This window comes from Salinicoccus sp. Marseille-QA3875 (assembly GCF_054950095.1).
Genome location: NZ_CM143103.1, coordinates 2,438,999 through 2,463,985 on the forward strand (window position 1 = coordinate 2,438,999; position 24,987 = coordinate 2,463,985).

24 protein-coding genes and 1 other annotated feature are annotated in these 24,987 nt (G+C 41.1%); all 24 genes read left to right on the top strand.

All coding sequences use genetic code 11. The features are described 5' to 3' along the window. The first annotated feature begins 216 nt into the window (after positions 1 to 216). Positions 217 to 1,065 carry a rod shape-determining protein MreC gene (gene mreC, locus ACY8DT_RS12365; protein WP_462420614.1) on the top strand — a complete coding sequence of 283 codons (849 nt, stop codon included), beginning with the start codon at positions 217 to 219 and terminating at the stop codon, positions 1,063 to 1,065. A gap of 1 nt (position 1,066) precedes the next feature. Next, positions 1,067 to 1,585, top strand: a complete 519-nt coding sequence (gene mreD / locus ACY8DT_RS12370) for a rod shape-determining protein MreD (RefSeq protein ID WP_462420615.1) — start codon at positions 1,067 to 1,069, stop codon at positions 1,583 to 1,585. Between the two features lie 42 nt (positions 1,586 to 1,627). Beyond that, positions 1,628 to 1,700: a sequence feature (ribosomal protein L21 leader region), on the top strand. A 14-nt stretch (positions 1,701 to 1,714) separates the two neighbouring features. Next, a complete protein-coding gene (gene rplU / locus ACY8DT_RS12375) occupies positions 1,715 to 2,023 on the top strand; it encodes a 50S ribosomal protein L21 (RefSeq protein ID WP_462420616.1) in 309 nt (102 codons plus the stop codon). Beyond that, positions 2,023 to 2,343 (top strand): ribosomal-processing cysteine protease Prp, encoded by a 321-nt coding sequence (locus ACY8DT_RS12380; protein ID WP_462420617.1) that lies wholly within the window; start codon positions 2,023 to 2,025, stop codon positions 2,341 to 2,343. The genes rplU and ACY8DT_RS12380 overlap by 1 nt, the downstream gene beginning before the upstream one ends. A gap of 10 nt (positions 2,344 to 2,353) precedes the next feature. Beyond that, complete coding sequence (gene rpmA / locus ACY8DT_RS12385) at positions 2,354 to 2,638, top strand: 50S ribosomal protein L27 (RefSeq protein WP_462420618.1); 285 nt, start codon at positions 2,354 to 2,356, stop codon at positions 2,636 to 2,638. Positions 2,639 to 2,759: 121 nt separating this feature from the next. Beyond that, positions 2,760 to 4,040: a GTPase ObgE gene (gene obgE, locus ACY8DT_RS12390; protein WP_462420619.1), complete on the top strand. Its 1,281-nt coding sequence runs from the start codon at positions 2,760 to 2,762 to the stop codon at positions 4,038 to 4,040. 8 nt (positions 4,041 to 4,048) lie between these two features. After that, positions 4,049 to 4,627, top strand: a complete 579-nt coding sequence (ruvA, locus tag ACY8DT_RS12395; protein WP_462420620.1) for a Holliday junction branch migration protein RuvA — start codon at positions 4,049 to 4,051, stop codon at positions 4,625 to 4,627. A 10-nt stretch (positions 4,628 to 4,637) separates the two neighbouring features. Continuing rightward, a complete protein-coding gene (gene ruvB, locus ACY8DT_RS12400; protein ID WP_462420621.1) occupies positions 4,638 to 5,642 on the top strand; it encodes a Holliday junction branch migration DNA helicase RuvB in 1,005 nt (334 codons plus the stop codon). 26 nt (positions 5,643 to 5,668) lie between these two features. After that, positions 5,669 to 6,718 (top strand): tRNA preQ1(34) S-adenosylmethionine ribosyltransferase-isomerase QueA, encoded by a 1,050-nt coding sequence (queA, locus tag ACY8DT_RS12405; protein ID WP_462420622.1) that lies wholly within the window; start codon positions 5,669 to 5,671, stop codon positions 6,716 to 6,718. Further along, positions 6,702 to 7,847 (top strand): tRNA guanosine(34) transglycosylase Tgt, encoded by a 1,146-nt coding sequence (tgt, locus tag ACY8DT_RS12410; RefSeq protein WP_462420623.1) that lies wholly within the window; start codon positions 6,702 to 6,704, stop codon positions 7,845 to 7,847. Before queA ends, tgt begins: the two co-directional genes overlap by 17 nt. An 18-nt stretch (positions 7,848 to 7,865) precedes the next feature. After that, complete coding sequence (yajC, locus tag ACY8DT_RS12415; protein WP_462420624.1) at positions 7,866 to 8,126, top strand: preprotein translocase subunit YajC; 261 nt, start codon at positions 7,866 to 7,868, stop codon at positions 8,124 to 8,126. Positions 8,127 to 8,223: 97 nt separating this feature from the next. Continuing rightward, entirely contained in the window at positions 8,224 to 10,503 is a 2,280-nt protein-coding gene (gene secDF / locus ACY8DT_RS12420) for a protein translocase subunit SecDF (protein ID WP_462420625.1), read from the top strand. Between the two features lie 52 nt (positions 10,504 to 10,555). Next, a complete protein-coding gene (gene recJ, locus ACY8DT_RS12425; RefSeq protein WP_462420626.1) occupies positions 10,556 to 12,829 on the top strand; it encodes a single-stranded-DNA-specific exonuclease RecJ in 2,274 nt (757 codons plus the stop codon). Then, positions 12,819 to 13,337 carry an adenine phosphoribosyltransferase gene (locus ACY8DT_RS12430; RefSeq protein ID WP_462420627.1) on the top strand — a complete coding sequence of 173 codons (519 nt, stop codon included), beginning with the start codon at positions 12,819 to 12,821 and terminating at the stop codon, positions 13,335 to 13,337. Before recJ ends, ACY8DT_RS12430 begins: the two co-directional genes overlap by 11 nt. A gap of 103 nt (positions 13,338 to 13,440) precedes the next feature. After that, the gene (locus ACY8DT_RS12435) at positions 13,441 to 15,612 is read left to right on the top strand and encodes a RelA/SpoT family protein (protein ID WP_462420628.1); all 2,172 of its coding nucleotides are present in this window, start codon (positions 13,441 to 13,443) and stop codon (positions 15,610 to 15,612) included. Between the two features lie 9 nt (positions 15,613 to 15,621). After that, positions 15,622 to 16,074, top strand: a complete 453-nt coding sequence (dtd, locus tag ACY8DT_RS12440) for a D-aminoacyl-tRNA deacylase (protein ID WP_462420629.1) — start codon at positions 15,622 to 15,624, stop codon at positions 16,072 to 16,074. Further along, positions 16,074 to 16,820, top strand: a complete 747-nt coding sequence (locus ACY8DT_RS12445; protein WP_462420630.1) for an N-acetylmuramoyl-L-alanine amidase family protein — start codon at positions 16,074 to 16,076, stop codon at positions 16,818 to 16,820. The genes dtd and ACY8DT_RS12445 overlap by 1 nt, the downstream gene beginning before the upstream one ends. A gap of 306 nt (positions 16,821 to 17,126) precedes the next feature. Further along, positions 17,127 to 18,386, top strand: a complete 1,260-nt coding sequence (hisS, locus tag ACY8DT_RS12450) for a histidine--tRNA ligase (protein WP_462420631.1) — start codon at positions 17,127 to 17,129, stop codon at positions 18,384 to 18,386. Between the two features lie 2 nt (positions 18,387 to 18,388). Beyond that, entirely contained in the window at positions 18,389 to 20,149 is a 1,761-nt protein-coding gene (gene aspS, locus ACY8DT_RS12455) for an aspartate--tRNA ligase (protein ID WP_462420632.1), read from the top strand. Positions 20,150 to 20,609: 460 nt separating this feature from the next. After that, positions 20,610 to 20,882 (top strand): YciI family protein, encoded by a 273-nt coding sequence (locus ACY8DT_RS12460; protein WP_462420633.1) that lies wholly within the window; start codon positions 20,610 to 20,612, stop codon positions 20,880 to 20,882. A 10-nt stretch (positions 20,883 to 20,892) separates the two neighbouring features. Next, entirely contained in the window at positions 20,893 to 21,768 is an 876-nt protein-coding gene (locus tag ACY8DT_RS12465) for an NAD(P)-binding domain-containing protein (protein ID WP_462420634.1), read from the top strand. A gap of 4 nt (positions 21,769 to 21,772) precedes the next feature. Beyond that, positions 21,773 to 22,453, top strand: coding sequence for a GntR family transcriptional regulator (locus ACY8DT_RS12470; protein ID WP_462420635.1), 681 nt, complete (start codon positions 21,773 to 21,775; stop codon positions 22,451 to 22,453). Positions 22,454 to 22,600: 147 nt separating this feature from the next. Continuing rightward, complete coding sequence (locus ACY8DT_RS12475; protein WP_462420636.1) at positions 22,601 to 23,656, top strand: tartrate dehydrogenase; 1,056 nt, start codon at positions 22,601 to 22,603, stop codon at positions 23,654 to 23,656. Between the two features lie 23 nt (positions 23,657 to 23,679). Next, the gene (locus ACY8DT_RS12480; RefSeq protein ID WP_462420637.1) at positions 23,680 to 24,987 is read left to right on the top strand and encodes a 2-hydroxycarboxylate transporter family protein; all 1,308 of its coding nucleotides are present in this window, start codon (positions 23,680 to 23,682) and stop codon (positions 24,985 to 24,987) included.

The following is a 24,987-nucleotide window of genomic DNA, read 5'->3' on the forward strand; positions in this document are numbered from 1 at the left end:
TTATAATGACTTTAACATAACAAGGTCACTTGTTTAGTCAACAAAACCTTTTGATAGAACTCTCGTTCTAGATATCATATATTATATTATTATCTTTTTAACAGGGGCCGGTAAATCCGGCCCCTCTTTTTGTAAAATTTTCGTTATAAAGATATTTCTTAACCATATTAATATATGGTATTCTGTTATATACACGGTTTACTGGAGGAGTGCTCAGTGAATAAACTTTTTAACAGAAATAAAATGCTTCTTATTTTATTCGGTATCATAATATTGATTTTATTTATCGGCTTTTCGATGACTGATAGAGAATCAACGACTAAAGCTGAACAATTTACCGGCGACACTGTGGCTGCTTCCCAGTCCATCATCGGTGCACCTGTTCAATTCGTTTCCAATGTATTCAGTAATTTTACAGGTCTTTTCGGTGCCTCTAATGAAAACGAAGTGCTGAAATCCCAGCTCGAAATGGTGCCGCAGATGTACTCTGACATTGAACGTCTCGAAGCAGAAAATGAGAAACTCAGGGATGCACTTGAAGTCAGCTCTAAAAGAGAATATGACACGATCAATTCAAGGGTGATTTCCCGCTCTCAGGATCAGTGGCTGAACAATTTCACAATCGATAAGGGTGAGAATGACGGTATAGAAGAGGGCATGGCTGTCATGACTCCTGAAGGTCTGGTGGGAATGATCAAAAGGGTCAACGGCAATTCGAGCTTTGTAGAGATGATTACGACAAATGTCTCTCAAAATAACCTGTCGGTGGAGATCCGGCATGAAGATGAAACGGTTTACGGTGCAATCGATCACTATGACAGTGAGAGAGGGCTGCTTGTCATAGATAATATAAAAAATAATGCGACGGTGGAAGCCGGAGATGAAGTATTTACAAGTGGACTGGTCGGTGACTTTCCTGAGGGGCTGATTGTCGGTGAGGTAATGGAAGTTGAAAATGATGAGCACGGCCTGAGTCAGAATGCTTTCATCCAGCTTTCAAGTGATCCATCCGATGTTGATGTCGTTTTTGTTCTGGAACGGAATCCGGAATCAATGGGAGATTAATATGAGGATAATTGTGATATTCATAACGGCCCTTCTATTAATGTACGGTGATTTTTTATTCGCAGAATTCAGTCCTTTTGAAATCAGTCAGCTGACGGTTTATACCGTACCTAAATTACTGCTGATGTATATATTGCTGTTATCAATTTACGTTAATCCATCAATCAGCGGTTTCATTGCGATTGTATTCGGGGTATTGATAGATATATACAGCGGTCTTGTCTATGGTGTACATACTTTTGGCATGGTTGCATTTGTATTCTTCATGCACACTGCATTCAGAGTCTTCTATAAAGACTTTGTTGCGATGGCATTTGTCGTCCTTTCGTTGACTTTTTTGTATGATGCCTATGTATATCTGATCTACAGCATACTGGGGCTGGTCAACATGCCGGTGTTTGATTATATGGCTCTCAGGGCGGTGCCGAGCCTGATCATCAATGCGCTGTTGTTTATGCTTGTATTCGTGATCACTTTGAAGAGTTCGAAAGTACGTAAAAACTTCCTGCCAAAACATTGACTTAAATCAGGCGGGTTGCTATAATCTAGAAGTTGATGATTTAACAGACATCAACCGCACAATCATGGGTCAAAGTGACTTGTTCCACCTATGGATGGCGTGTCTTAATTAAAATCAGGAGGTGTAAGTATGTTTGCAATCATCGAAACAGGCGGTAAGCAGGTTAAAGTAGAAGAAGGCCAGACTATTTTTGTTGAAAAGATAGAAGCAGAAGAAGGCGCAACTTTTACTTTTGACAAAGTACTTTTAGTTGGTGGAGACAGCGTTAAAGTCGGCGCACCAACAGTTGAAGGTGCAACTGTGTCTGCGAAAGTTGAAAAACACGGTCGCGGTAAGAAAATTACAGTTGTCAAATTCAAGCGCAGAAAGAACTATAAGCGTAAACAAGGTCATCGTCAGCCTTATACAAAATTGACTATCGAAAAGATTGAAGCTTAATGATTGAAGTCAATATTCGGGAAAATGATGCTGGACAGGTTGTATCTTTTGATATGAACGGCCATGCTGACTTTGATGAATATGGGAAAGACATTGTTTGTGCCGGAGCTTCAGCAGTCGTTTTTGGAAACGTCAATGCCATCATCTCGATGACGGATGCAGATCCGGATATAAAATTGGATGATGACGGCGGATATTTGGAATTCAGTGTTGAAAATCCAAATGATGAAAAACTGCAGACGCTTCTGAAGGCAATGGTCATTTCATTAAAAACTATTGAAGAAGAATATAACGATTATATAAGAATAGAATATATGTGAGGTGAGTAACATGCTAAAGTTAAACTTACAGTTTTTCGCATCGAAAAAAGGGGTTGGGTCAACAAGAAACGGCCGTGACTCAGAGTCAAAACGTTTAGGTGCGAAGAGACAGGATGGTCAATTCGTTTCAGGTGGATCTATTTTATTCCGTCAGCGCGGTACTAAAATTCATCCGGGTGAAAATGTTGGTCGCGGTGGCGATGATACATTATTTGCAAAAATTGACGGCGTAGTTAAATATGAACGTTTTGGTCGCGACAAAAAACGTGTTTCTGTTTATCAGGAAGCAAAATAATTTTGTTACTAAAAGCATCAGCTACTGCTGGTGCTTTTTATTTTGAATGAATTGCAGGATGATATATTGATACATAGTCTTTATATCAGTGATATAATATTAAAGTAATTGAGGTGAAAATATGTTCGTAGATCAGGTCAAAATATTTTTAAAATCAGGTGACGGCGGTAATGGTTTAGTCGCCTACAGAAGAGAGAAGTATGTTCCGATGGGTGGACCGGCCGGCGGTGACGGCGGTGACGGAGCAAGCATTATTTTCGAAGTGGATGAAGGATTGAGAACTTTGCTGGACTTCCGTTATCAGCGTCATTTTAAAGCGAAACGCGGAGAAAACGGCATGAGTTCCAATATGCACGGTAAAAACAGTGAACCGCTTATTTTAAAAGTGCCGCCGGGTACTGTCATAAAAAAAGCGGAAGATGATGAAACAGTTGCCGATTTAACTACACATGGCCAGCAGGCAGTGGTCGCTAAAGGCGGCCGCGGGGGCCGCGGCAACTCACGCTTCGCATCCAGCAGGAATCCTGCACCGGATTTCGCGGAAAACGGTGAACCGGGCGAAGAGTTCGAAGTGACACTTGAATTGAAATTGATGGCAGACGTCGGTCTCGTCGGTTTCCCGAGTGTAGGGAAGTCGACGATTCTAAACAGTGTATCGAGAGCAAAACCGAAAATCGGCGCGTATCATTTCACGACGATTGCACCTAACCTGGGTGTGGTCCAATCCGGTGACGGGCGTTCTTTTGTCATGGCAGATCTGCCGGGTCTGATTGAAGGTGCAGCAGAAGGTTCCGGCCTGGGTCACCAGTTCCTGAGACATGTGGAGAGGACGAAAGTCATCGTGCATGTGGTCGATATCAGTGAGTCTGAAGGCCGTGACTCTGTACAGGACTACCATACGATCAGGCAGGAACTTGGAGAATATAACCCGGCACTGCTGGAACGTCCTGAAATTATCGTTCTGAATAAGATAGATTTACTTGAAGATGAAGAGGTCATCGATCTCTTCAAGCAGGAAGTGGGCGAAGATAAAGAGATTTTTGCAATTTCTGCAGCAACAAGCGGTAATCTTCAGCCGCTGCTTTATAGAGTGGCGGATGTTCTGGATGCAAGCGATGAGGAAGAAGTAGCGCTCGATGAAACGGAAGAGCGTGTCGTCTACCGTCATGAAAAAGATCCTGATGCATTCAAGATCAGCCGTGATGATGACGGTGCCTTTGTAGTCAGTGGACCGACGATTGAAAGAGTATTCATAATGACAGACTTTAACAGAGATGCAGCAGTTCGAAGATTTGCCCGTCAAATGCGCTCAATGGGTATTGATGACGCACTTAGAGAAAGAGGTATCCAGACAGGAGACACTGTAAGGATACTTGGCGGAGAATTTGAATTTGTAGAATAGGTGAGGAAATGTATCAGTATATAGAAGGTACAATTGAAACTGTATCCCCGCACAATATCACAGTCGATGTGTCGGGTGTGGGCTATCTAATTCATGTCCCGAATCCTTTTCGTTTCGAAAAAGATAAAGGCACTAAATTGAAAGTATATACAGAGCTGATCGTCAGGGATGACAGTCATACTTTGTACGGCTTTAAAAATATGGAAGAAAAGCAGCTGTTTCAAAATCTGCTCAAAGTAAAGGGAATCGGTCCGAAAAGTGCACTTGCCATATCGGCGGCGAGCACTCCGGATGAAGTCATTACGGCGATAGAAAACGAAGATCAGACCTACATGAGCAAATTCCCGGGTATCGGCAAAAAAACTGCCAGTCAGATCATACTTGATTTGAAAGGCAAGCTTGCTGCGAGCGGTAAAATGGCAGTATCCACGTCGGATAATGATTATGTCAAAGAAGCGATGCTTGCACTTGAGGCACTCGGCTACAGTAAGAGAGAACTGTCAAAAGTGGATAAGAAACTGCAGACGGAGAGTTTTGAATCTGTCGATGCAGCAGTGAAATCAGGATTGAAATTATTAGTTCAATAGAGGTGTTATTATGTCAGAGCATGATGACAGAATTTTAGATGAACATCAAATGGATGAGGATCTGGAAGTTGAAATGTCACTCCGTCCCGAGTACTTAAAACAGTATATCGGGCAGGATGCGATGAAAAACAACTTGCAGGTTTTCATACAGGCTGCCAAAATCCGGGAAGAAGCTTTGGACCATGTCATTTTACATGGCCCGCCCGGTCTTGGGAAGACGACTTTATCTAATATCATTGCGAATGAAATGGAAGTCAATATCCGGTCTACTTCAGGTCCGGCAATAGAAAGAGCGGGTGATCTCGCTGCGATATTATCCAGCCTGGAACCGGGGGATGTTTTATTCATCGATGAGATTCATAGAATTCCCCGCGCAGTCGAAGAAATTCTTTATTCGGCGATGGAAGATTTCTTCATCGATGTCATCATCGGTAAAGGTGAAGAAGCGAGAAGTATCCGCATCGATCTGCCGCCTTTCACACTGGTGGGGGCGACGACGCGCTTCGGCAGTTTGAGCGCGCCGCTCCGTGACCGTTTCGGTGTTCAGTTAAGACTGGAATACTATGATCTGGACAGCCTGATTACGATAGTTGAAAGAACATCGGAAATCTTTAATGTGGATATTGATTCCGACAGCGCTGTCGAACTGGCGAAACGGTCGAGAGGGACGCCGAGAATCGCAAACAGGCTGCTGCGCCGTGTCAGGGACTTTTCAATCGTCAAAGACGAAAAATCCATTTCAATGGAAACGACAAACCATGCGCTCCGAGTACTGGAAGTCGATTCGATGGGACTCGACCCTGTTGACCACCGTATAATGAATACGATCATCAATACATACGGCGGCGGGCCCGTCGGGCTGGAGACAGTGGCTGTATCCATAGGTGAGGAAGTGGTCACCCTGCTTGATGTATATGAACCATTTTTAATCCAGCAGGGCTTTCTTGAGCGTACACCCAGAGGGCGGAAAGCAACAGCAAAAAGCTATGAATATTTTAAAGATGACAGCAAGTAGATTTTCTTTAGAAATGAGGAATGATTTTGAAGCTTGAGGAATTTGATTTCGATTTACCGGAAGAATTGATTGCCCAGACGCCGCTTGAAGACCGGTCAAGCAGCCGTCTCCTGGCTCTGGATAAGACAGACGGACAAATAGAAGACAATACTTTCAATGATGTTTTAAAGTATTTCAAGGCAGGAGATGTACTGGTATTGAATGACACTAAAGTACTGCCTGCCCGCTTGTATGGCGTTAAAGAAGATACCGGCGCAAAGATTGAAATGCTGCTCCTCACACCTGTGCAAGAGGGATATGAAGTATTGATCCGTCCCGCAAAAAAGGTGAAAGTGGGCACTAAAGTTGTATTCGGCAATGGTGAACTTATTGCTGAATGTACAGGTGTTTTCGAAGAAGGCATACGTCATATGAAATTACATCATGACGGCATTCTTGAAAACGTACTGGATGCTCTCGGCGAAATGCCGCTGCCTCCGTATATTAAAGAAACACTGGAAGATAAAGACAGATACCAGACGGTATATGCGAAAGAGACTGGTTCTGCCGCTGCCCCGACTGCCGGTCTTCATTTTACAAATGAACTGCTGGATGAAATAAAAAATGCCGGTGTGAAAATCGTGACGATAACTCTTCATGTGGGATTGGGCACATTCCGTCCCGTCAGTGCAGAAACGATCGAGAATCATAAAATGCATTCAGAGTACTATATGATGTCTGATGAAACTGCAGATGTACTGAATAAGGCCAAAAAAAATGGCGGCAAGATCATCAGTGTCGGAACGACAAGTACAAGAACGCTTGAAACGATCATGGATAGACATGATACATTCAAGGCTTCCAGTGGATTTACGGATATTTTCATCTATCCTGGGTTTATATATAAGGCGGTGGATGTGCTCATTACCAATTTCCACCTGCCGAAATCTTCACTCGTCATGCTGGTAAGTGCTTTTTGTTCCAGAGAGATGATTTTGAAGGCCTATCAGCATGCTGTTAATAATCATTATCGTTTCTTCAGTTTTGGAGATGCGATGATCATTCATGGAGGTGCCGAAGATGGCAATTCGTTATGAACATATTAAAACTTGTAAACAGACGGGCGCACGTCTGGGTAAACTGCATACACCGCACGGTGTAATCGATACCCCGATATTCATGCCTGTCGGAACACTGGCGACCGTAAAATCTATGACACCTGAAGAACTCGCAGACATCGGCAGCCAGATTATTTTGTCCAACACATATCATCTGTGGCTGCGCCCCGGTAATGATATAATCAGAGAAGCGGGCGGCCTTCATAAATTCATGAACTGGAACAAACCGATTTTAACTGATTCCGGCGGTTTCCAAGTATTCAGTTTGAGTGACTCGCGTGAAATCAAAGAAGAGGGTGTCCATTTCAGAAGCCATCTGGACGGCTCAAAACTGTTTTTAAGTCCTGAAGGTGCGATGGATATCCAGCATGACCTCGGTTCGGACATCATGATGTCATTTGATGAGTGTCCGCCCATTCCTGCTGAATACAGTTATGTCAAAGATTCGCTTGAAAGAACTTCGAGGTGGGCTGAAAGAGGGCTCGAGCACCATTTGAAAAAAGGTCATGACAAGCATCAGGCGCTGTTCGGCATCGTTCAGGGCGGCGAGTATGAAGATCTGCGTGCACAAAGTGCCAAAGATCTTGTGAGTATGGACTTTCCGGGCTATTCAATCGGCGGCCTTTCCGTCGGTGAACCAAAACCGGTCATGTACAGAATGCTTGAACATACAATACCTTTACTGCCTGAAAATAAACCCCGTTATCTGATGGGAATCGGTTCGCCTGATGCACTGATTGAAGGCGTCATCCGCGGGGTGGACATGTTTGACTGTGTCCTGCCGACAAGAATCGCAAGAAACGGCACGACGATGACTTCACAGGGAAGGGTAGTCGTTAAAAATAAAAAGTTTGAAAGAGATTTTACACCGCTTGATCCGAATTGTGATTGCTATACATGTAAAAATTACAGTAAAGCATACCTTCGTCATCTTATAAAAGCGAATGAAATACTCGGACTCAGACTTACTACTTATCATAACTTGTATTTTCTGTTAAAATTGATGGAAGATGTTCGAAGTGCGATTTTAAATGATAGTTTATCAGATTTTAAAGAAGCGTTTTTCGACTCATATGGATTGAATGTAAAAAATCCGAAAAACTTTTAGAGGAGTGTTTGAGAAAGAATGGAATTTCTAATGCCATTATTACCTTTTATTGCAATCATCTTAGTGATGTACTTTCTGATGATCCGCCCGGCACAAAAGAAACAGAAGCAAGTCCAGGAAATGCAGGCGGGACTTCAAAAAGGAGACGACGTCATTACTATCGGCGGCGTACACGGCCGTGTCGAGTCATTTGACCAGAAACATATGTATATTCTTACAGATGACCGGGGCACCGTACTTAAATTCGAAAGAGTTGCATTAAAAGAAGTAGTTCAATAACACAAAGTCGACACCTGGTGTCGGCTTTTGTATTTTAATTTGATATTATTAACGTTATAATAGTAATGTTAAGTTGTGAAAAATAGAGGTGTCATATTTGAGAAATAAAATAAGCTACATATTAATTGCTTTAGCTGTGAGTATCGGGCTGATCACCGTTGTTGCTTTGACGGCAGACGATGTCGGTGAAGATGTCAACCTCGGTCTCGACCTGCAGGGCGGTTTTGAAGTTTTGTATGAAGTCGAACCCCTGAACGAAGGGGACGAAATCGATGATACTGCTGTCAGCAGTACCGCCAGTACTTTGGACTCCAGAGTAAACGTACTCGGAGTGTCGGAACCGAATATACAGATTGAAGAAGGCAACAGGATCAGGGTCCAGCTCGCGGGTGTAGAAGACCAGACTGAAGCGAGAGAACTTCTCAGCACACAGGCGGAACTGACAATACGCGACGTTGAGGATAACGTTCTGTTATCCGGTTCGGATCTCGTTGAAGGCGGAGCTTCCCAGAATTTCGATGAATTCAATAATGCGATGGTCACTTTGGAACTTCAGAGCGCTGATAAGTTCAGAGAAGTCACCGAAGAGATATCCGAAAGACCACAGGGTGAAAACATGATGGTCATCTGGATGGACTTCGTCGAAGGTGAAGACTCATTCAGAGAAGAAGCACAGAAAGAAAATCCGAAGTTCGTATCCGCTCCGACCGTAAGTGAACCGATCAACTCGAGCGAGGTCATGATCTCCGGTGGATTTGACGGTCAGGAAGGTGTTGAGCGTGCACAAAACATTGCATCATTGCTGAACTCAGGTTCTCTGCCTGTTGAATTGAATGAAATCTATTCGACGTCGGTAGGGGCACAGTTTGGTGAGCAGGCTCTGCAGGAAACGATTTTTGCAGGTGCCATCGGAATAGCACTTGTTTTCATTTATATGATCGCCTTTTACAGACTGCCGGGTGTCGTTGCGACTGTGACTTTATTCGTCTACATATATCTGACAGTTTTCGGGTTCAACATGATTAACGGTGTTTTGACACTGCCGGGTATCGCAGCATTGATTCTCGGTGTCGGTATGGCTGTTGATGCGAACATCATCCTTTATGAGCGGCTGAAAGACGAGCTCAGAATAGGCAGGAGCATCAAGAAGGCATATAAAAAAGCGGCACAGAATTCGATATGGACCATTTTGGATGCGAATATCACTACATTGATTGCCGGTCTTGTATTGTTTGCATTCGGTACGAGCAGCGTCAAAGGTTTCGCGACAATGCTGATACTGTCAATTGTGATGAGTTTTGTAACAGCTGTTTTCCTGACACGGGTAATGATGAGGCTGCTCATCCATTCGGGGTTCCTTAATAATAAATTATGGCTGTTCGGCATAAAGGAGAAAAGCAGATACAAACTGAGTGAAGGAAAAGATATAGAAGATCTGACCACACCATGGGACCGTTTTGATTTTGTGAAGCATACTAAAAAATTCTTCGCTTTCAGTATTGCATTATTAATACTGGGTTCAGGTGCGCTTGCCATATTCAATCTGAATCTCGGTGTTGATTTTACGAGTGGTACACGGGCGGATATAGAAATATCCGATGAAGCGGATGTCGATGAGGTGGAAGATACATTGACGGAGCTCGGCATCGAACCGGAAAGTATTACGACATCGGGTGAAAATACTGTCGTTGCGAGATATACTACTGACTTATCACAGGAAGATGTCACCGCAATGCAGGATACGTTCGATGAAATGTACGGTGCAACACCTATGATCAGTACAGTGAGTCCTGTTATCGGTAAGGAACTCGCCCAAAATGCAGCGCTGGCTCTATTGATTGCATCTCTTGGAATCATCGCCTATGCGACCATCCGTTTCGAATGGCGCATGGCACTGCCTGCAGTAGTTGCTCTGATGCATGATGTATTCATCATGATTGCAGTATTTTCCATCTTCAGAATAGAAGTGGATATAACAATCATCGCCGCAGTGCTGACCATTGTGGGTTACTCCATCAATGATACGATTGTGACGCTCGACAGAATCAGGGAAAACCTGCGCAAGGTCAAGGTGATTAAGAGCGAGGAAACGATAGATATAATTATCAACCGTTCTCTCAGACAGACTGCGACACGTTCGATCAATACTGTACTGACAGTAGTAATCGTCGTATTGCTTCTTGTACTGTTCGGGAGCAGCGCGATATTCGGCTTCAGTCTCGGCCTTCTTATCGGCCTGGTCAGCGGGGTCTATTCCTCTTTCTTCATCGCCATTCAATTATGGGGTATCCTGAAGAAACGCCAGCTTAGAAAAAATGGCGGCGAACTGGTCGTCCATGAAGAGACGAAAACGAACGATGAAAAAATATTAGTATAATATTATTTTAAAATGCCTGGATTTTCCGGGCATTTTTTAAAGGGTGTTTATTATGTTTAAGTCAAAATATGAATGGAAAGTCCGTAAAAGTGACGATGATATGCCACAGGAACTGATTGATAAATACCGTCTTAATGAACTTGAACAGCGTATTCTTGAAAACAGGGGGTACGTCACCGACCAAGACCTTGTCCAGCTTTACGATACTGAAATTTATGACTTCCATGCCGTTTATCATATAGACCGGGCTGTGAAAAGAATTGAAGATGCTTTGAACAGTGATGACCGCATTCTTATTTACGGAGACTTTGATGCAGATGGAATCACCAGTACCGCGATTTTATATATGGCGCTTAAAAAAGCTGGTCAAAATGTGGATTACCTTATCCCTAACCGGATCGATGACGGCTACGGCCCGAACATCAGACTCTTTGAAGAACAGGTTGTGGGTCTTTATGATCTGGTGATTACGGTGGACAACGGTATTTCCGCAGTGGATGAAATAGAATATTTAAGACAGCAGGGCACAGACGTCATCGTCGTGGATCATCATGAATTTGGCGAAACACTGCCGGACGCAATCATTGTCCACGCGGCTCATGGAGAAGGAGACTATCCTTTTAAACATCTGGCCGGTGTCGGCATCACATACAAACTGATCTGTGCACTCGGGCTGGAGGATGAAGAGATGCTCGGTCTTGTCGCAATCGGAACGGTCGCAGACCTCGTCAGCATCATCGATGAGAATAAAAGGCTCGTCATCGATGGTCTGAAACAGATCAATTCCAACCCTTCAACCGGCATACAGACTTTATTGTCCGTCTCCGGACATAGTGGGCTTGTGGATGAGGAAACAATCGGTTTTGGAATTGCACCAAGACTGAACAGTTCAGGACGCATTGCAGACGCTTCAATCGCAGTCGAACTGCTGCTTACAACAGATAAATCAGAAGCTTTCGAACTCGCATCGGAACTGGAGCAGTTGAACAGTGAGCGAAAACTGCTTGTTCAGGAAACATTCGAAGATGCAGATACGAAGTATAAAGAAAGTGAAGATGTCATCATCGTCTACAGCGATGACTATCACCCGGGTGTCATTGGCATCGTCGCATCAAAGTTGAATGAGGCCTATGGTAAACCGGCAATCGTTCTGACGCTGGACGGTGAAACTTACAGGGGATCTGCCCGCTCAATTGAAGGCCTCGATTTTCTGCAGATCATCAGGGACACTGATACGTTTGTCAGGAAAGCAGGCGGGCACTCTCAGGCGTTTGGTATAGAAGTATCTAAAGATGAAATCGAGGCTTTCAGCCATTCCATTGAACAATATTTCAAAGATCAGGGTTTATCACTCAGACCGGTAAAATATATTGATCTGATGGTGGAAAAAGATGAGTATAAAATTGCGGAGTTTGAACGATTTGAAAATCTGAAGCCTTTTGGTCAGGCTTTCAATCGTCCAATTTTCATGATCAATCAGGGACGTATAAAAAGTCTGAAGCAGGTCGGCAAGGATAAAAACCATATTAAAATCACTTTTCAGAATATATCCATCGATACGATAGGCTTCAATTTCGGACATCTGTTCCATGAAGTATCCGTTGGAGACACAATCAGTCTTGTCGGCACCGTCAATATCAATGAGTTCAATTCAAAAAGATCATTGCAGATGATCATTCAGGATGCGGAAATATCCAATGTCCAGATCATTGATATGAGAAGTAAAGTGAATCAGAATTTCTCTATGATATCCTCGGAAGACTATTTCATGATCAGAAATGGTGCTGAGAAAAAAGGCCCGAACTATTATCATTATGGTGAAAAACTGCCCTTTGCCATAGAGACTCTGGTTTTGAGAGACCTGCCCGACTCACTGGAGCGACTCAGACTATCATTGAAAAATATACATGTGTCAAAAATCATCATGATATTCAACAACAGAGAAGAGCTTTATTTCACTGGTTTACCGGATTTTGAACTGATTGAAGGTGTCTATGATCTCATCCGTAAGCGGGACAGCGGGACAATCAATTTAATCGAAGATGCGGGCAGATGGGCAGATCATTTCAGTATCAGTATGAAATTACTTAAGATGGTCACTGATATACTTGAAGAACTTGAGAAAATAGAAGTGAAAAATGGTATAATAATAAAGAAGGACACCGATGATGAAATTGTTCAGAGTGATATGGAAAACTCGAAAGTCAAATTTGCAATAGAACATAAAATACAATCGGAATCAAAACTCAAAATGTCTTCAAATCAGGAATTAAAAACTTATATTAAAAGGTTAATCGCAGATGATGGAGGAAATAATGAATCTTAAAGATTATGTATCAGAAGTACCAAATTGGCCAAAAGACGGCGTGAGCTTTAAAGATATTACAACAATTATGGACAGCGGGGACGCATACAGATATGCGACCGATCAGATTGTCGACTTTGCGAGAGAAAAAGAGGTGGATATCATTGTCGGACCGGAGGCCCGCGGATTTATCATAGGATGCCCGGTTGCATACAGCATGGGCATCGGATTCGCACCTGTCAGAAAAGACGGCAAGCTGCCGCGCGAAGTGATCAAGTATGAATATGATCTTGAGTACGGATCAAACGTACTGACAATGCACAAGGATGCGATCAAGCCGGGACAGCGTGTGCTCATTACGGATGACCTGCTTGCTACAGGCGGCACCATCGTAGCAACGATCAAACTCATCGAGGAACTGGGCGGCATAGTGGTCGGCATTGCCTTTTTAATCGAATTGAAGTATTTGAATGGTATGGAAAAACTGAAGGAATATGATACCATATCATTAATCTCATATGATTCTTAAGAAAAGTCTGTTAAATCAGGCTTTTTTTAATAGCGGCGTTTCTTTGTTTTATAAATTGTAGTATGATGGGTCTATCTATTTTATTGTGGAAGGTGGTGAGCCGATGGGCAGAGAGTATCCATATACTAAAGACGATGTGTTTAAGATGTGTAAAGCTTATTTGTCGGAAAACGACCTGAATATGATTAAAAAAGCTTATGGGCTGGCATTTGAAGCACATGATGGACAGTTTAGAAAAAGCGGCTTGCCTTACATACTTCATCCGGTGCAGGTCGCGGGTATTTTAGCTGAGCTGAAACTGGACGGACCGACGATCATTGCAGGCTTTTTGCATGATGTTGTCGAGGATACGGTCTACACACATGATGATCTTGTTGAAATGTTCAACGAAGAAGTTGCCATCATTGTTGACGGTGTAACTAAATTGGAGAAAGTGAAATATCGCTCTCAGCAGGAACAACAGGCGGAGAATCACAGGAAGCTGTTTGTTGCAATTGCAAAAGATATCCGGGTGATATTGGTAAAGCTCGCAGACAGACTGCACAATATGCGGACTTTAAAAGCGATGCCGGAAGAAAAGCAATATCGGACATCTCTTGAAACTTTGGAAATCTATGCACCGCTTGCTCACCGTCTGGGTATCTCAAGCATTAAATGGGAACTCGAAGATACGGCACTCAGGTATATTGAACCGAAACAATATTTCAAAATCGTCAGCATGATGAAAAAGAAACGCAGTGAACGTGAAGAAGTCATCAATGAAGCTATTGATAAGATTGAAACAGAAATGGATAAGACAAAAATAGAAGGTACCTTGTCAGGCAGACCGAAGCATATATACAGCATATATAAAAAGATGAAAAAGCAGAGCAAACAGTTTGATCAGATTTTCGATCTGCTGGCTGTCAGAGTGCTTGTTGAAAATATTAAAGACTGCTACGCAGTCCTCGGCGTCATCCATACGATATGGAAGCCGCTGCCCGGCCGTTTTAAGGACTATATAGCCATGCCTAAGCCGAATATGTATCAATCTCTTCATACGACGGTAGTCGGGCCGCAGGGGGATCCGCTTGAAATACAGATCAGAACGCATGAAATGCATGAAATCGCAGAGCATGGGGTTGCAGCACACTGGGCCTATAAAGAAAACAAGGATGTTAAAGTGAAAGATTCCAGGATCAACTGGTTCAAAGATCTGGTTGATCAGGAAACGTCTTCACCGGATGCTGAAGAATTCATGGAAGCGTTAAAGACTGATCTGCTCAGTGATAAAGTATATGTGTTTACCCCAAACGGCGATGTTGTCGAACTGCCTAAAGGTGCAGTACCGATTGATTTTGCCTATCAGGTCCACTCGGAAGTCGGGAACCATATGATCGGCGCCAAAGTGAATGGTAAAATCGTTACGATCGATCACACTCTCGAAACCGGCGATATCGTAGAAATCAGAACGAGTAAGCAGTCATATGGTCCAAGTCTGGACTGGCTGAAACTGGTCAAATCCAGCAGTTCTAAAAATAAAATCAGGTCTTTTTTCAAAAAGCAGGACAGAGCGAGTAATATTGAAAAGGGGCGGTTCGGTGTTGAAGCGGAAATTAAAAAACGTGAATATAAACCGGACGATATTCTGAAAGATAAATTTATCGAGCCCGTGTTGGACAGATACAACCTGAATAATGAAGATGATCTATTTGCAATGATCGGTTTTGGCGGTGTAACTGCCCAGCAGGTGACCAACCGGCTGATGGAGAAATTCAAAGCTGCCGAGGGCACGACTGCAAATGAGATCGAAGAAATCGACCGCAGCCATCATTATAAGGAAATATCAACAGAATCCGGGGTTTATGTAGAAGGTATGGATAATCTTCTGATCAACTTGTCCAAATGCTGCAACCCGATACCCGGTGATGATATAACAGGCTATATTACAAAAGGGCACGGTGTTAAAGTTCATGTTTCGAACTGTCCGAATATCATCAATGAAACAGAACGGATTATCGATGTTGAATGGGTTAAAAATAAAAATAAAGATCGTAAATATCAGGCTGATCTTGAAATCAAAGGTTTTGACCGTACCGGCCTGGTCAATGAAATATTGAATGTCATAGCAAGCACGAAATTTCCAATCACACACGTGAACGCAAAGAGTGATGTAGATAAATATGCAAGAGTCAACATATCTGTAATGGTGCAGAATACGACGGATCTGTACCGGATAGTTGATAAGATCAAGCAGCTGAAAGATATTTACAGCGTGGAACGCGTATTTAAATGAGGTGAAAAAATGAGAGTGGTTTTACAGAAAGTTTCTGATGCACGGGTCGTTAAAAGTGATCTATTCAATGAGATCAACAAAGGCTATTTATTACTTGTAGGTGTAAGTGAAGATTCCACTTCAGAAGACGCCAGGAAATTGGCAGAAAAAATTGCAAAATCAAGAAACTTTGAAGATGCTGATGGGAAAATCAACCTGTCCATCAGCGATGTCCAAGGTGAAATTTTAAGCATATCACAGTTCACACTTTATGCTGATACTAAAAAGGGGAATCGCCCGAGTTTTACAAAAGCTGCAAAAAGTGAGAAGGCACTCAGCCTATACAAGGAATTCAACGAGGTTCTCAGTTCTTTCGGAATAACCGTAAAAGAGGGTTTCTTCGGAGAACATATGAATGTACAGATTAATAATGACGGGCCGATTACAATAATTTATGAATCCAGGGACGGAAAAATTATCTGATGAATATGATTAAAGAATGGATGAAAAAAGTATTCGGAGCAACAATTAAATTTTTAAAATACAAAAAATCACTTTATATGATTCCATTGTTTTTCATGGTTTCCGCTGTTTTAATTGTTACAGTATTATATTTTATATTTCAGTCAGGCATATTCAGTGATGAAAATGGACGGGCGGCGGAATCAGAATCCATAGTCATTGATTTCGACCAGAAACCAGACGTTTCTTTTGAAGGAGAAACGATCATAATCGATCCGGGACATGGTGGAAAAGATCCGGGGGCACCGAGTGTATCAAGTAAGACAGAAGCGGAAATTGTTTATACGATTGCTGAAAAAACAGCGGATATACTTGAGACGAATGGTGCCAATGTAGAATTTACGAGAGGCGACGGTGAATACGCTTCACTCGATGATCGAAAAGCCGAAGGTGATCTGTTCATAAGCCTCCACAGTGATGCCATGGAAGATCCATCGATTACTGGATTCACGACTTTTTATACTTATGATAACCAGAAAGAATTTGCTGAGACGATGAATGAAGCTCTGGATAAATATTCAAATTTTCGCAACCGGGGAACGAAGCAGTCCAATTATCAAGTAACCTGGCAGTTGGATTATCCGGCGACTTTGATAGAACTCGGTTATTTGAGCAATGAAATTGATGACAGGATGCTGTCATCTGAAGATTATCAGGATTTGATGGCGCAGGCGATTACTGAAGGCATTCATAATTATTTGAATTGATTCTCTTGACTTTGAATAACGAAATGACTATCATAAAAATGAATATGAACGAAATTCGATTTATCCGAAGAGAATATATCATACGGGGTCACAGAGAGTTTACACTTGCTGAAAGTAAACGCCTTTAAAATATATTTGCTGACACTTTGGAGATGAACCTGTTAATATCAGGCGGTGGCAATCGTTATCATGTTAGAGGATTGTTTCTTAAAGGAATGATCAAATTAGGGTGGCAACACGACGATTTCGTCCCTTATACCATAACAGGTATAAGGGGCTTTTTTTATTTAATAAGGAGTGAATATTATGATTCAGATACCAAGAGGTACACAGGATATTCTGCCCGGCGAAAGTTATAAGTGGCAGATCATAGAAGATAAACTGAGAGAGATTGCGTCAAATTATAATTATCAGGAAATCAGAACGCCGATTTTCGAATCTACTGAATTATTTGTCAGAGGTGTCGGCGGTTCAACCGACATAGTGAATAAGGAAATGTACACTTTTGAAGATAAAGGTGGACGCAGTATAACTTTAAGACCTGAGGGAACAGCGCCGGTAGTAAGAAGTTACATTGAAAATAAAATGCAGCATGATGTGAATCAGCCGGTAAAGGTATTTTATAAAGAACCGATGTTCAGATATGAAAGAAGACAGAAAGGCAGATATCGTCAGTTTGTTCAGTTTGGTGTTGAAGCGATCGGTGTCGAGAATCCGCTAATCGATGTGGAAGTACTCAGCATGCTGATGCATATCTATCAGTCATTCGGTTTGAGAAATCTGAAGCTTTACATCAACTCGATCGGAGACCACGACAGCAGAAAAGCATATAATGATGCTTTGGTCGAACACTTCAAACCGCGCATTGATGAATTCTGTTCAGACTGTCAAAATAGAATTGATACGAATCCGATGAGAATTCTGGATTGTAAAAAAGACAGAGATCATGAATTGATAAAAAATGCACCGGTCATGTATAACTTTTTAAATGATGAATCAAAAGAGTATTTTGAAACAGTGAAAGAGAAACTGACTGAAATCGGCATTGATTATGAAGTCGATTACAATCTGGTCAGAGGTCTGGACTATTACACCCATACAGCATTTGAACTGATGAGTAATGCTGAAGGATTCGGGGCGATAACAACCTTATGCGGCGGCGGCAGATACAACGGTCTGCTTGAACTCCTTGACGGCCCGAAAGAAACGGGCATCGGCTTCGGGATGAGCATTGAACGACTGCTCCTGGCGCTTGAAGCAGAAGGCATCGAACTCGAACAGCCAGAGGGCATTGACCTGTATGTCTGCACTTTGGATGAAAATTCATTCAATAAGGCGGGGACTTTATTGCATGAACTCAGAACTGAAGGCATCAGTGCAGATATGGATTATAAGCAGAGAAAGTTAAAAGCCCAAATGAAAGATGCGGACAGAAAAAGAGCACAGTATGTAATCGTGCTCGGAGATCAGGAATTTGAAACAGGACAGGTAGAACTGAAAAATATGCAGAATGGTGAAACACAAACCGTTCAGATCAGTGAACTAGTAAAATATTTGGAGGATTAATGATGACAAGAATATTTGTATCCGAAGTGATTGAGAAAGACATAAATGAATCGATCCATCTGTCAGGCTGGGTTCAGAGACGACGTGATTTAGGTGGATTGATTTTCATCGATCTGCGTGACCGCAGCGGCATCATTCAAATCGTTTTTAATCCTGAAATTTCTAAGGAAGCTTTAAAGATTGCTGAAGATATCCGCAGTGAATATGTCATTGATGTCAAAGGGACGATTTCACAAAGAGACGAATCACAGGTAAACGATAATATCGATACAGGAAAGATTGAAATCATCGTTGAAGAAGTGGAAGTCATTTCAAAAGCGAAAACACCACCGTTCCATATTCAGGATGAAACGGTGACAGAAGATGTCAGGTTGAAATATAGATATTTGGATCTGAGACGTCCAAAGCTTCAAAATACTTTAAAACTGCGCCACCAGCTTAAACAGAGTGTTCATTCGTTTCTGGGGCAGGAAGGTTTTATTGATGTAGAGACACCCGTATTGAGCAAATCAACGCCTGAAGGCGCAAGGGACTACCTTGTACCATCACGTGTCCATGAGGGTGAATTCTTTGCATTGCCGCAGTCGCCTCAGATCTATAAACAGTTATTGATGCTGTCAGGCATGGAAAAGTATTATCAGATTGTAAAGTGCTTCAGAGATGAAGATCTACGTGCTGACAGACAGCCGGAATTCACTCAGATCGATATCGAACAATCATTTGTTGATCAGGAAGATATCATTGCACTGAATGAAAGATTGATCACTCGGGTGATGAAGGACATTAAAGGTATCGATATTACTGCACCATTCCCGAGAATCACTTATGATGAAGCGATGGCCAAATACGGTGTGGACAAGCCGGATACACGTTTTGACCTGCATCTTCAGGATATTACAGAATTCAGTAAAACAGTCGACTTCAAAGTTTTTAAAGCGACAGCCGATAGCGGCGGTCTGGTCAATGCAATCGTTGTGCCGGATAAAGCAGATGCCTACTCAAGAAAAGATATTGACAAACTTGAGAGCTTTGTCAAGATTCATGGTGCAAAAGGACTCGCATGGATGAAGTCGACAGACGATGGATTTTCAGGGCCGATCGCCAAGTTTTTCGACGGTGATAAACAGGATGAACTCAAGAAATTCCTGGATATCAATTCCAATGACTTAGTTCTGTTTGTTGCAGACAAGAAAAAGGTTGTTCATGCAGCACTTGGAAATCTTAGAAATAAATTGGCAAAAGACCTGGAACTACTTGATAAAAATCAGTACAACTTCATTTGGGTTACAGACTGGCCTTTATTTGAATATGACGAAGACGAAGACAGATATTCAGCAGCACACCATCCATTCACATCTCCTAAAAAAGAAGATGAGGATAAGCTGGAAACTGCACCTGAAGAAGTTAAGGCGAATGCATATGATATCGTTTTGAACGGCTATGAGCTCGGCGGCGGTTCAATACGTATTCATGACAAAGAACTTCAGGAAAGAATGTTCAGAGCACTTGGCTTCACCGATCAGGAAAGAGACGAACAGTTCGGATTCCTTCTCGAAGCATTCACATACGGTGCACCGCCGCACGGCGGCATCGCCTACGGCTTCGACCGTTTCGTAATGCTCCTTGCAGGAACAGATAACATCAGAGACGTCATTGCATTCCCTAAAACAGCAAGCGCAAGCGATTTGATGATGAATGCACCGTCATCAGTTTCGGAAGAGCAGTTGAAAGAACTGCATATCGATCTGGATATAGAAGAATAATTGATCATGAACTGCTCATTCAGTGTGAATGAGCAGTTTTTCGAATGTATGAATATATTTTGCCGTTTAGTTGTCCATGGGATTGTCGCTAACTGAACAGGAAAGGACATTCAGCGTTTAGTTGTCCTTGGAATTGTCGCTAACTGAACAGGAAAGGACACTCAGCGTTTAGTTGTCCTTGGAATTGTCGCTAACTGAACAGGAAAGGACACTCAGCGTTTAGTTATCTTTGGAATTGTCGCTAACTAAACGGCAAAGGACATTCAGCGTTTAGTTGTCTATGGAATTGCATCTAACTAAACGGCAAAGGACACTCAGTGTTTAGTTGTTCATGGAATTGTCGCTAACTAAACAGTAGGGCTATCCTCCTGAGATATTTCATTTAAACAACGTTATAACATGACATGTTTAAAAAAACTGAAAAGTTTGATAGTATTATATTAAAATGGAGGTAAATGATATGAAATACTTTGCAGTATTTTTACCGATGCTGGATGAGCAGAAAAGCAAGGATTACAGAGATGAACATTTAAAGTTCCTTGAAGATTTAAGAGAAAAAGATGTCATCATCATGAATGGCAGGTTCACGGATGGGGCAGGGGGTCTTGTGATCTACAAAGGAAAAGACCAGGCTGAAATAAAAGAACTCGTCAAACAGGATCCTTACATTGTGAATGGTGCGCGTTATTATGAAATGCATGAATGGGAAATGGTGTCCAACTACGAAATCTAGGAGTGATTCAATGAACATCGGATTTATCGGTCTTGGAATAATGGGTAAACCAATGTGTGTCAATCTGTTAAAGAACAAACAGAATGTCTATATCAGCAGTTCAAATGATGATACGAATGATGAATTATCTAACTACGGAGCCAATGTTCTAGCTGATTACGGAGAAGTTGCAGAAAAGTCGGATGTTATCATTTTAATGCTGCCTGATTCTGCAGAGGTCAGAGAAGTTGTAATCGGCAGCGGATTATATAAAAAATTCAATCCGGAAACAATTGTCATTGATATGAGTTCGATCAATCCTGAGACAAGTAAAGAAGTATTCAATACTATTAATAAGGATGGACATCAATATATCGATGCCCCGGTGAGCGGCGGAGAAGAAAAAGCGACAGATGGTACACTTTCGGTAATGGCCGGCGGAGACTCGTCTACTTTCACTAAAATAAAACCGATTTTGGAATATATGGGTGCGAGTATTGTCCATACTGGTCCGGTCGGGTCGGGCAACTCGGTGAAGCTGGTCAATCAAGTAGTGGTTGCAAATAATATCATTGCACTTTCAGAAGGTATCACCCTTGCGAAAGAATTGGACCTTGACCTGGATACGGTCTATAATGCAATCAGCGGAGGTCTTGCAGGCAGTACTGTGATGGATGCGAAATTCAAAAAGATGATGGAAGAAGAATATGAACCGGGCTTTAAGATGAAACTGCATATGAAAGATTTGAATAATGCATTTGAAAGTGTGGATGAAAACTTTGCTAAGAACATTCCGATTACAAATCAAACAAAAAAGATCATGAGAGAGTTGCTTGAAAGTCCTGACATCCATGAAGAAGATCACAGTGCACTGTACAAGTATTATAAAAATAAGATTAAGAGGTAAAATTGTGACAAACTTATTGGAGAAAAATGAACCTTATTATTTAAAGATTTACAGTATTATAAAAGAGAAGATTTTCGATGGCACTTTTCAGCCAGGTGAAAAAATCGTTGAATCTCAATTAAGTAAAGAGTTTAAAGTGAGTAAAAGTCCTGTTAGAGAAGCAATTCGTATACTCGAAAATGAAGGATTAATCGTGGTTAAGAATACAAGACTATTTGTCTACGAAGCATCAGTAAAAGATATAAAAGAAGTGTATGCTTTTAGGGCTGCAATTGAATCTTACACTACCAGATACTTCACAGAGTTTGCTACAGATAAAGATATAGAAGAATTAAAAAATAGTCTAGTGCAAGTAGAAAAGCTTATTGAACAAGAAGCGTCGAATATCAGTATTATAGAGGAAAATATTAAATTTCATAGAATTATTCTTAACAAGAGTGGAAATGAAATTTTGATAAGGCATTATAAAATTATCAATGCACTTATAAATTACTACAGAAATAAAAATATCTCTGGTGAAAAGAGACCGAATGAGATTTTAAAACAACATAAAGAAATATTTGATTATATTAAAAATAGGGATTCTAATAAAGCAGAAAAAAGAATGATAGAACATTTAAAACAAGATGTTGAACATTTATTTGAAATATTAGAGATAGATAGCACTATAGAGACCATAATTTAGTAAAAAAGAAATTGCACTATGAGAAAAAAACTCTCATAGTGCAATTTTTTTGTCAAAAAACAGAATATTATTGAAATTAATACTTTTATGATATAAAATGTAGACATACTAACGACAGTCGACTGTCGAACATATGGAGGAAGAATGATGAAGAAGTTAAAATTAGCAGTTATTCCTGGTGACGGGATTGGAGAAGAAGTAGTGCCTGAATCTTTAAGGGTTTTGGAAGCGATTTCTGAAATTCATGGAGGATTGAAATTTGAATATGAAGAATTTCCTTACAGCTGCGATTATTATTTGAAACATGGAACAATGATGCCTGAAGAGGGTTTGGACAAATTAAGCCAATTCGACAGTATTTTTTTAGGAGCAGTAGGTGATATTAATAAAGTGCCGGACCACATTTCTTTGTGGGGGTTGCTTATAAAATTAAGAAGAGAATTTCAACAAGAAATTAATGTAAGACCTGCTAAGTTGCTCAAAGGAGTACCGTCGAAACTTTCAGATCCAAAAGATTTTGATTTAATGGTGGTAAGAGAAAACAGTGAAGGAGAATATAGTTCAGTCGGAGGGAGAATATTTCATGATGAGAACGAAATAGCAATTCAAAATGCGATATTTTCAAGAAGAGGTACTACTCAAGCTATGGATTTCGCTTTTGATTTAGCGAAATCAAGAAGAGGTCATGTTACTAGCGCGACTAAGTCAAATGGTATTTATCATACCATGCCATTTTGGGACGATATTTTTAAAGAAGTTTCTCAAAAAAATCCAGAAATTACCACTGACTCCCAACATATAGATGCGCTGGCTGCTTTCTTTGTTACTCATCCAGAGAAATTTGATGTAATTGTAGCAAGTAATTTATTCGGTGATATTCTAACAGATATTGGAGCCGCAATTATGGGAAGTGTAGGAATAGCTCCAGCTGCCAATTTAAACTTGAACGGAAAATATCCATCAATGTTCGAACCGGTTCATGGATCAGCACCGGATATAATTGGTAAAGGAATTGCAAATCCAATCGGTCAAATTTGGACTGCGAAAATGCTATTGGAATTCAATGGAGAAGAAAAAATTGCTGAACATTTACTTAATACAGTTGAAAGTGTAACTGCTGATGGATATCAGACGCCGGACCTTGGTGGTAATAAAACTACTTCTGAAGTAACTGATGAAATTATAAAAAGACTTTACAAATAGATGAATTAAAGGGGATGAATTTAATGGGGGAAAGAAAATCAAACTACTCACTAGATAAGACTATTGGTGGAATGCATTTAAAGTTATTCTTGCCAATGTTCGCAGTTATTGTTATAGCGATGTATTTAGAAGTTTTGCCTGTTAACTTTGCAGGGGGATTAATTGTTGCTATGTCAATGGGCCTATTTCTTATGTGGTTAGGGAATCAGATACCTATTTTCAACACATTTGGTGGAGGAGCTCTACTATGTATATTAGTTCCTGCAGTTTTTATCCACTTTAGTATATTGCCAGAATCTGTTGCTGATCTAACTGATACATTTTATAATGATTTAGGATTTTCAGATTTTGCGGTTACAGGAATCATCGTTGGTAGTATTTTAAGTATGGACAGAGATATGTTACTGAAAATTGGAGTTAGATTTTTTATCCCACTGATAACTACTATTGTTTTTACACTATTATTAGGAGGAGTAGTTGGTCATTTGATGGGATTTGGCTTTTCTAATGCTTTATATTATGTAGTAGGTCCTATTATGGGCGGGGGGATGGCAGCCGGAGCTGTGCCTTTATCAGAAGTTATGTCATCTGCTTCTGGTGAATCCGCTGGAGATATACTTGGTCAAATTGCTCCGGCAGTAATGGTTGCTAACATCATTACCATATTGGCAGCTGCGATCCTTAATGGATTAGGGAAGCAAAAATATATGCCTACAAATTTTTCTGGTGAAGGAGATATTTTAAGAAAAAAATCAAGTATAAAATTTGGTGAAAAAGAAATCGAAATTCCTTTCAGTATTAATGCTTTAACTGTAGGTATGCTATTGGCAACAACAATCTTCGTTTTTGGTCAGATTATGGCTAGCATTGTACCAACATTTCATTACTACGTATGGATAATTTTAGGTGCAGCCGCTTTGAAGTTATTTAATATTCTTCCTCGTACCGTCGAAGACTCGACAGAAGGTTGGTATGATTTTATAACAAAAGCGTGGGTACCTGCTATTTTAGTTTCTATCAGTGCAGGCATGATCGATTTCGTAGCAGTAATTGATATTGTAACAAATCCCACTTATATTAGTCTGACGATTATTACAGTGACAATTGCAGTCTTAGTGGCAGGTTTTGCTGGTCTACTAGTAGGTTTTTATTTTGTAGAATCAGCAATATCCTCGGGTTTAGGTCTGGCAGATATGGGTGGATCAGGAGATGTCGCAGTGTTGAGTGCTTCTGAAAGAATGGGATTAATGCCATTTCTTCAAATTTCATCTAGAATTGGTGGAGCAATAATACTAGTTATTTTATCAGTACTTGCACCATTTCTCTTATAA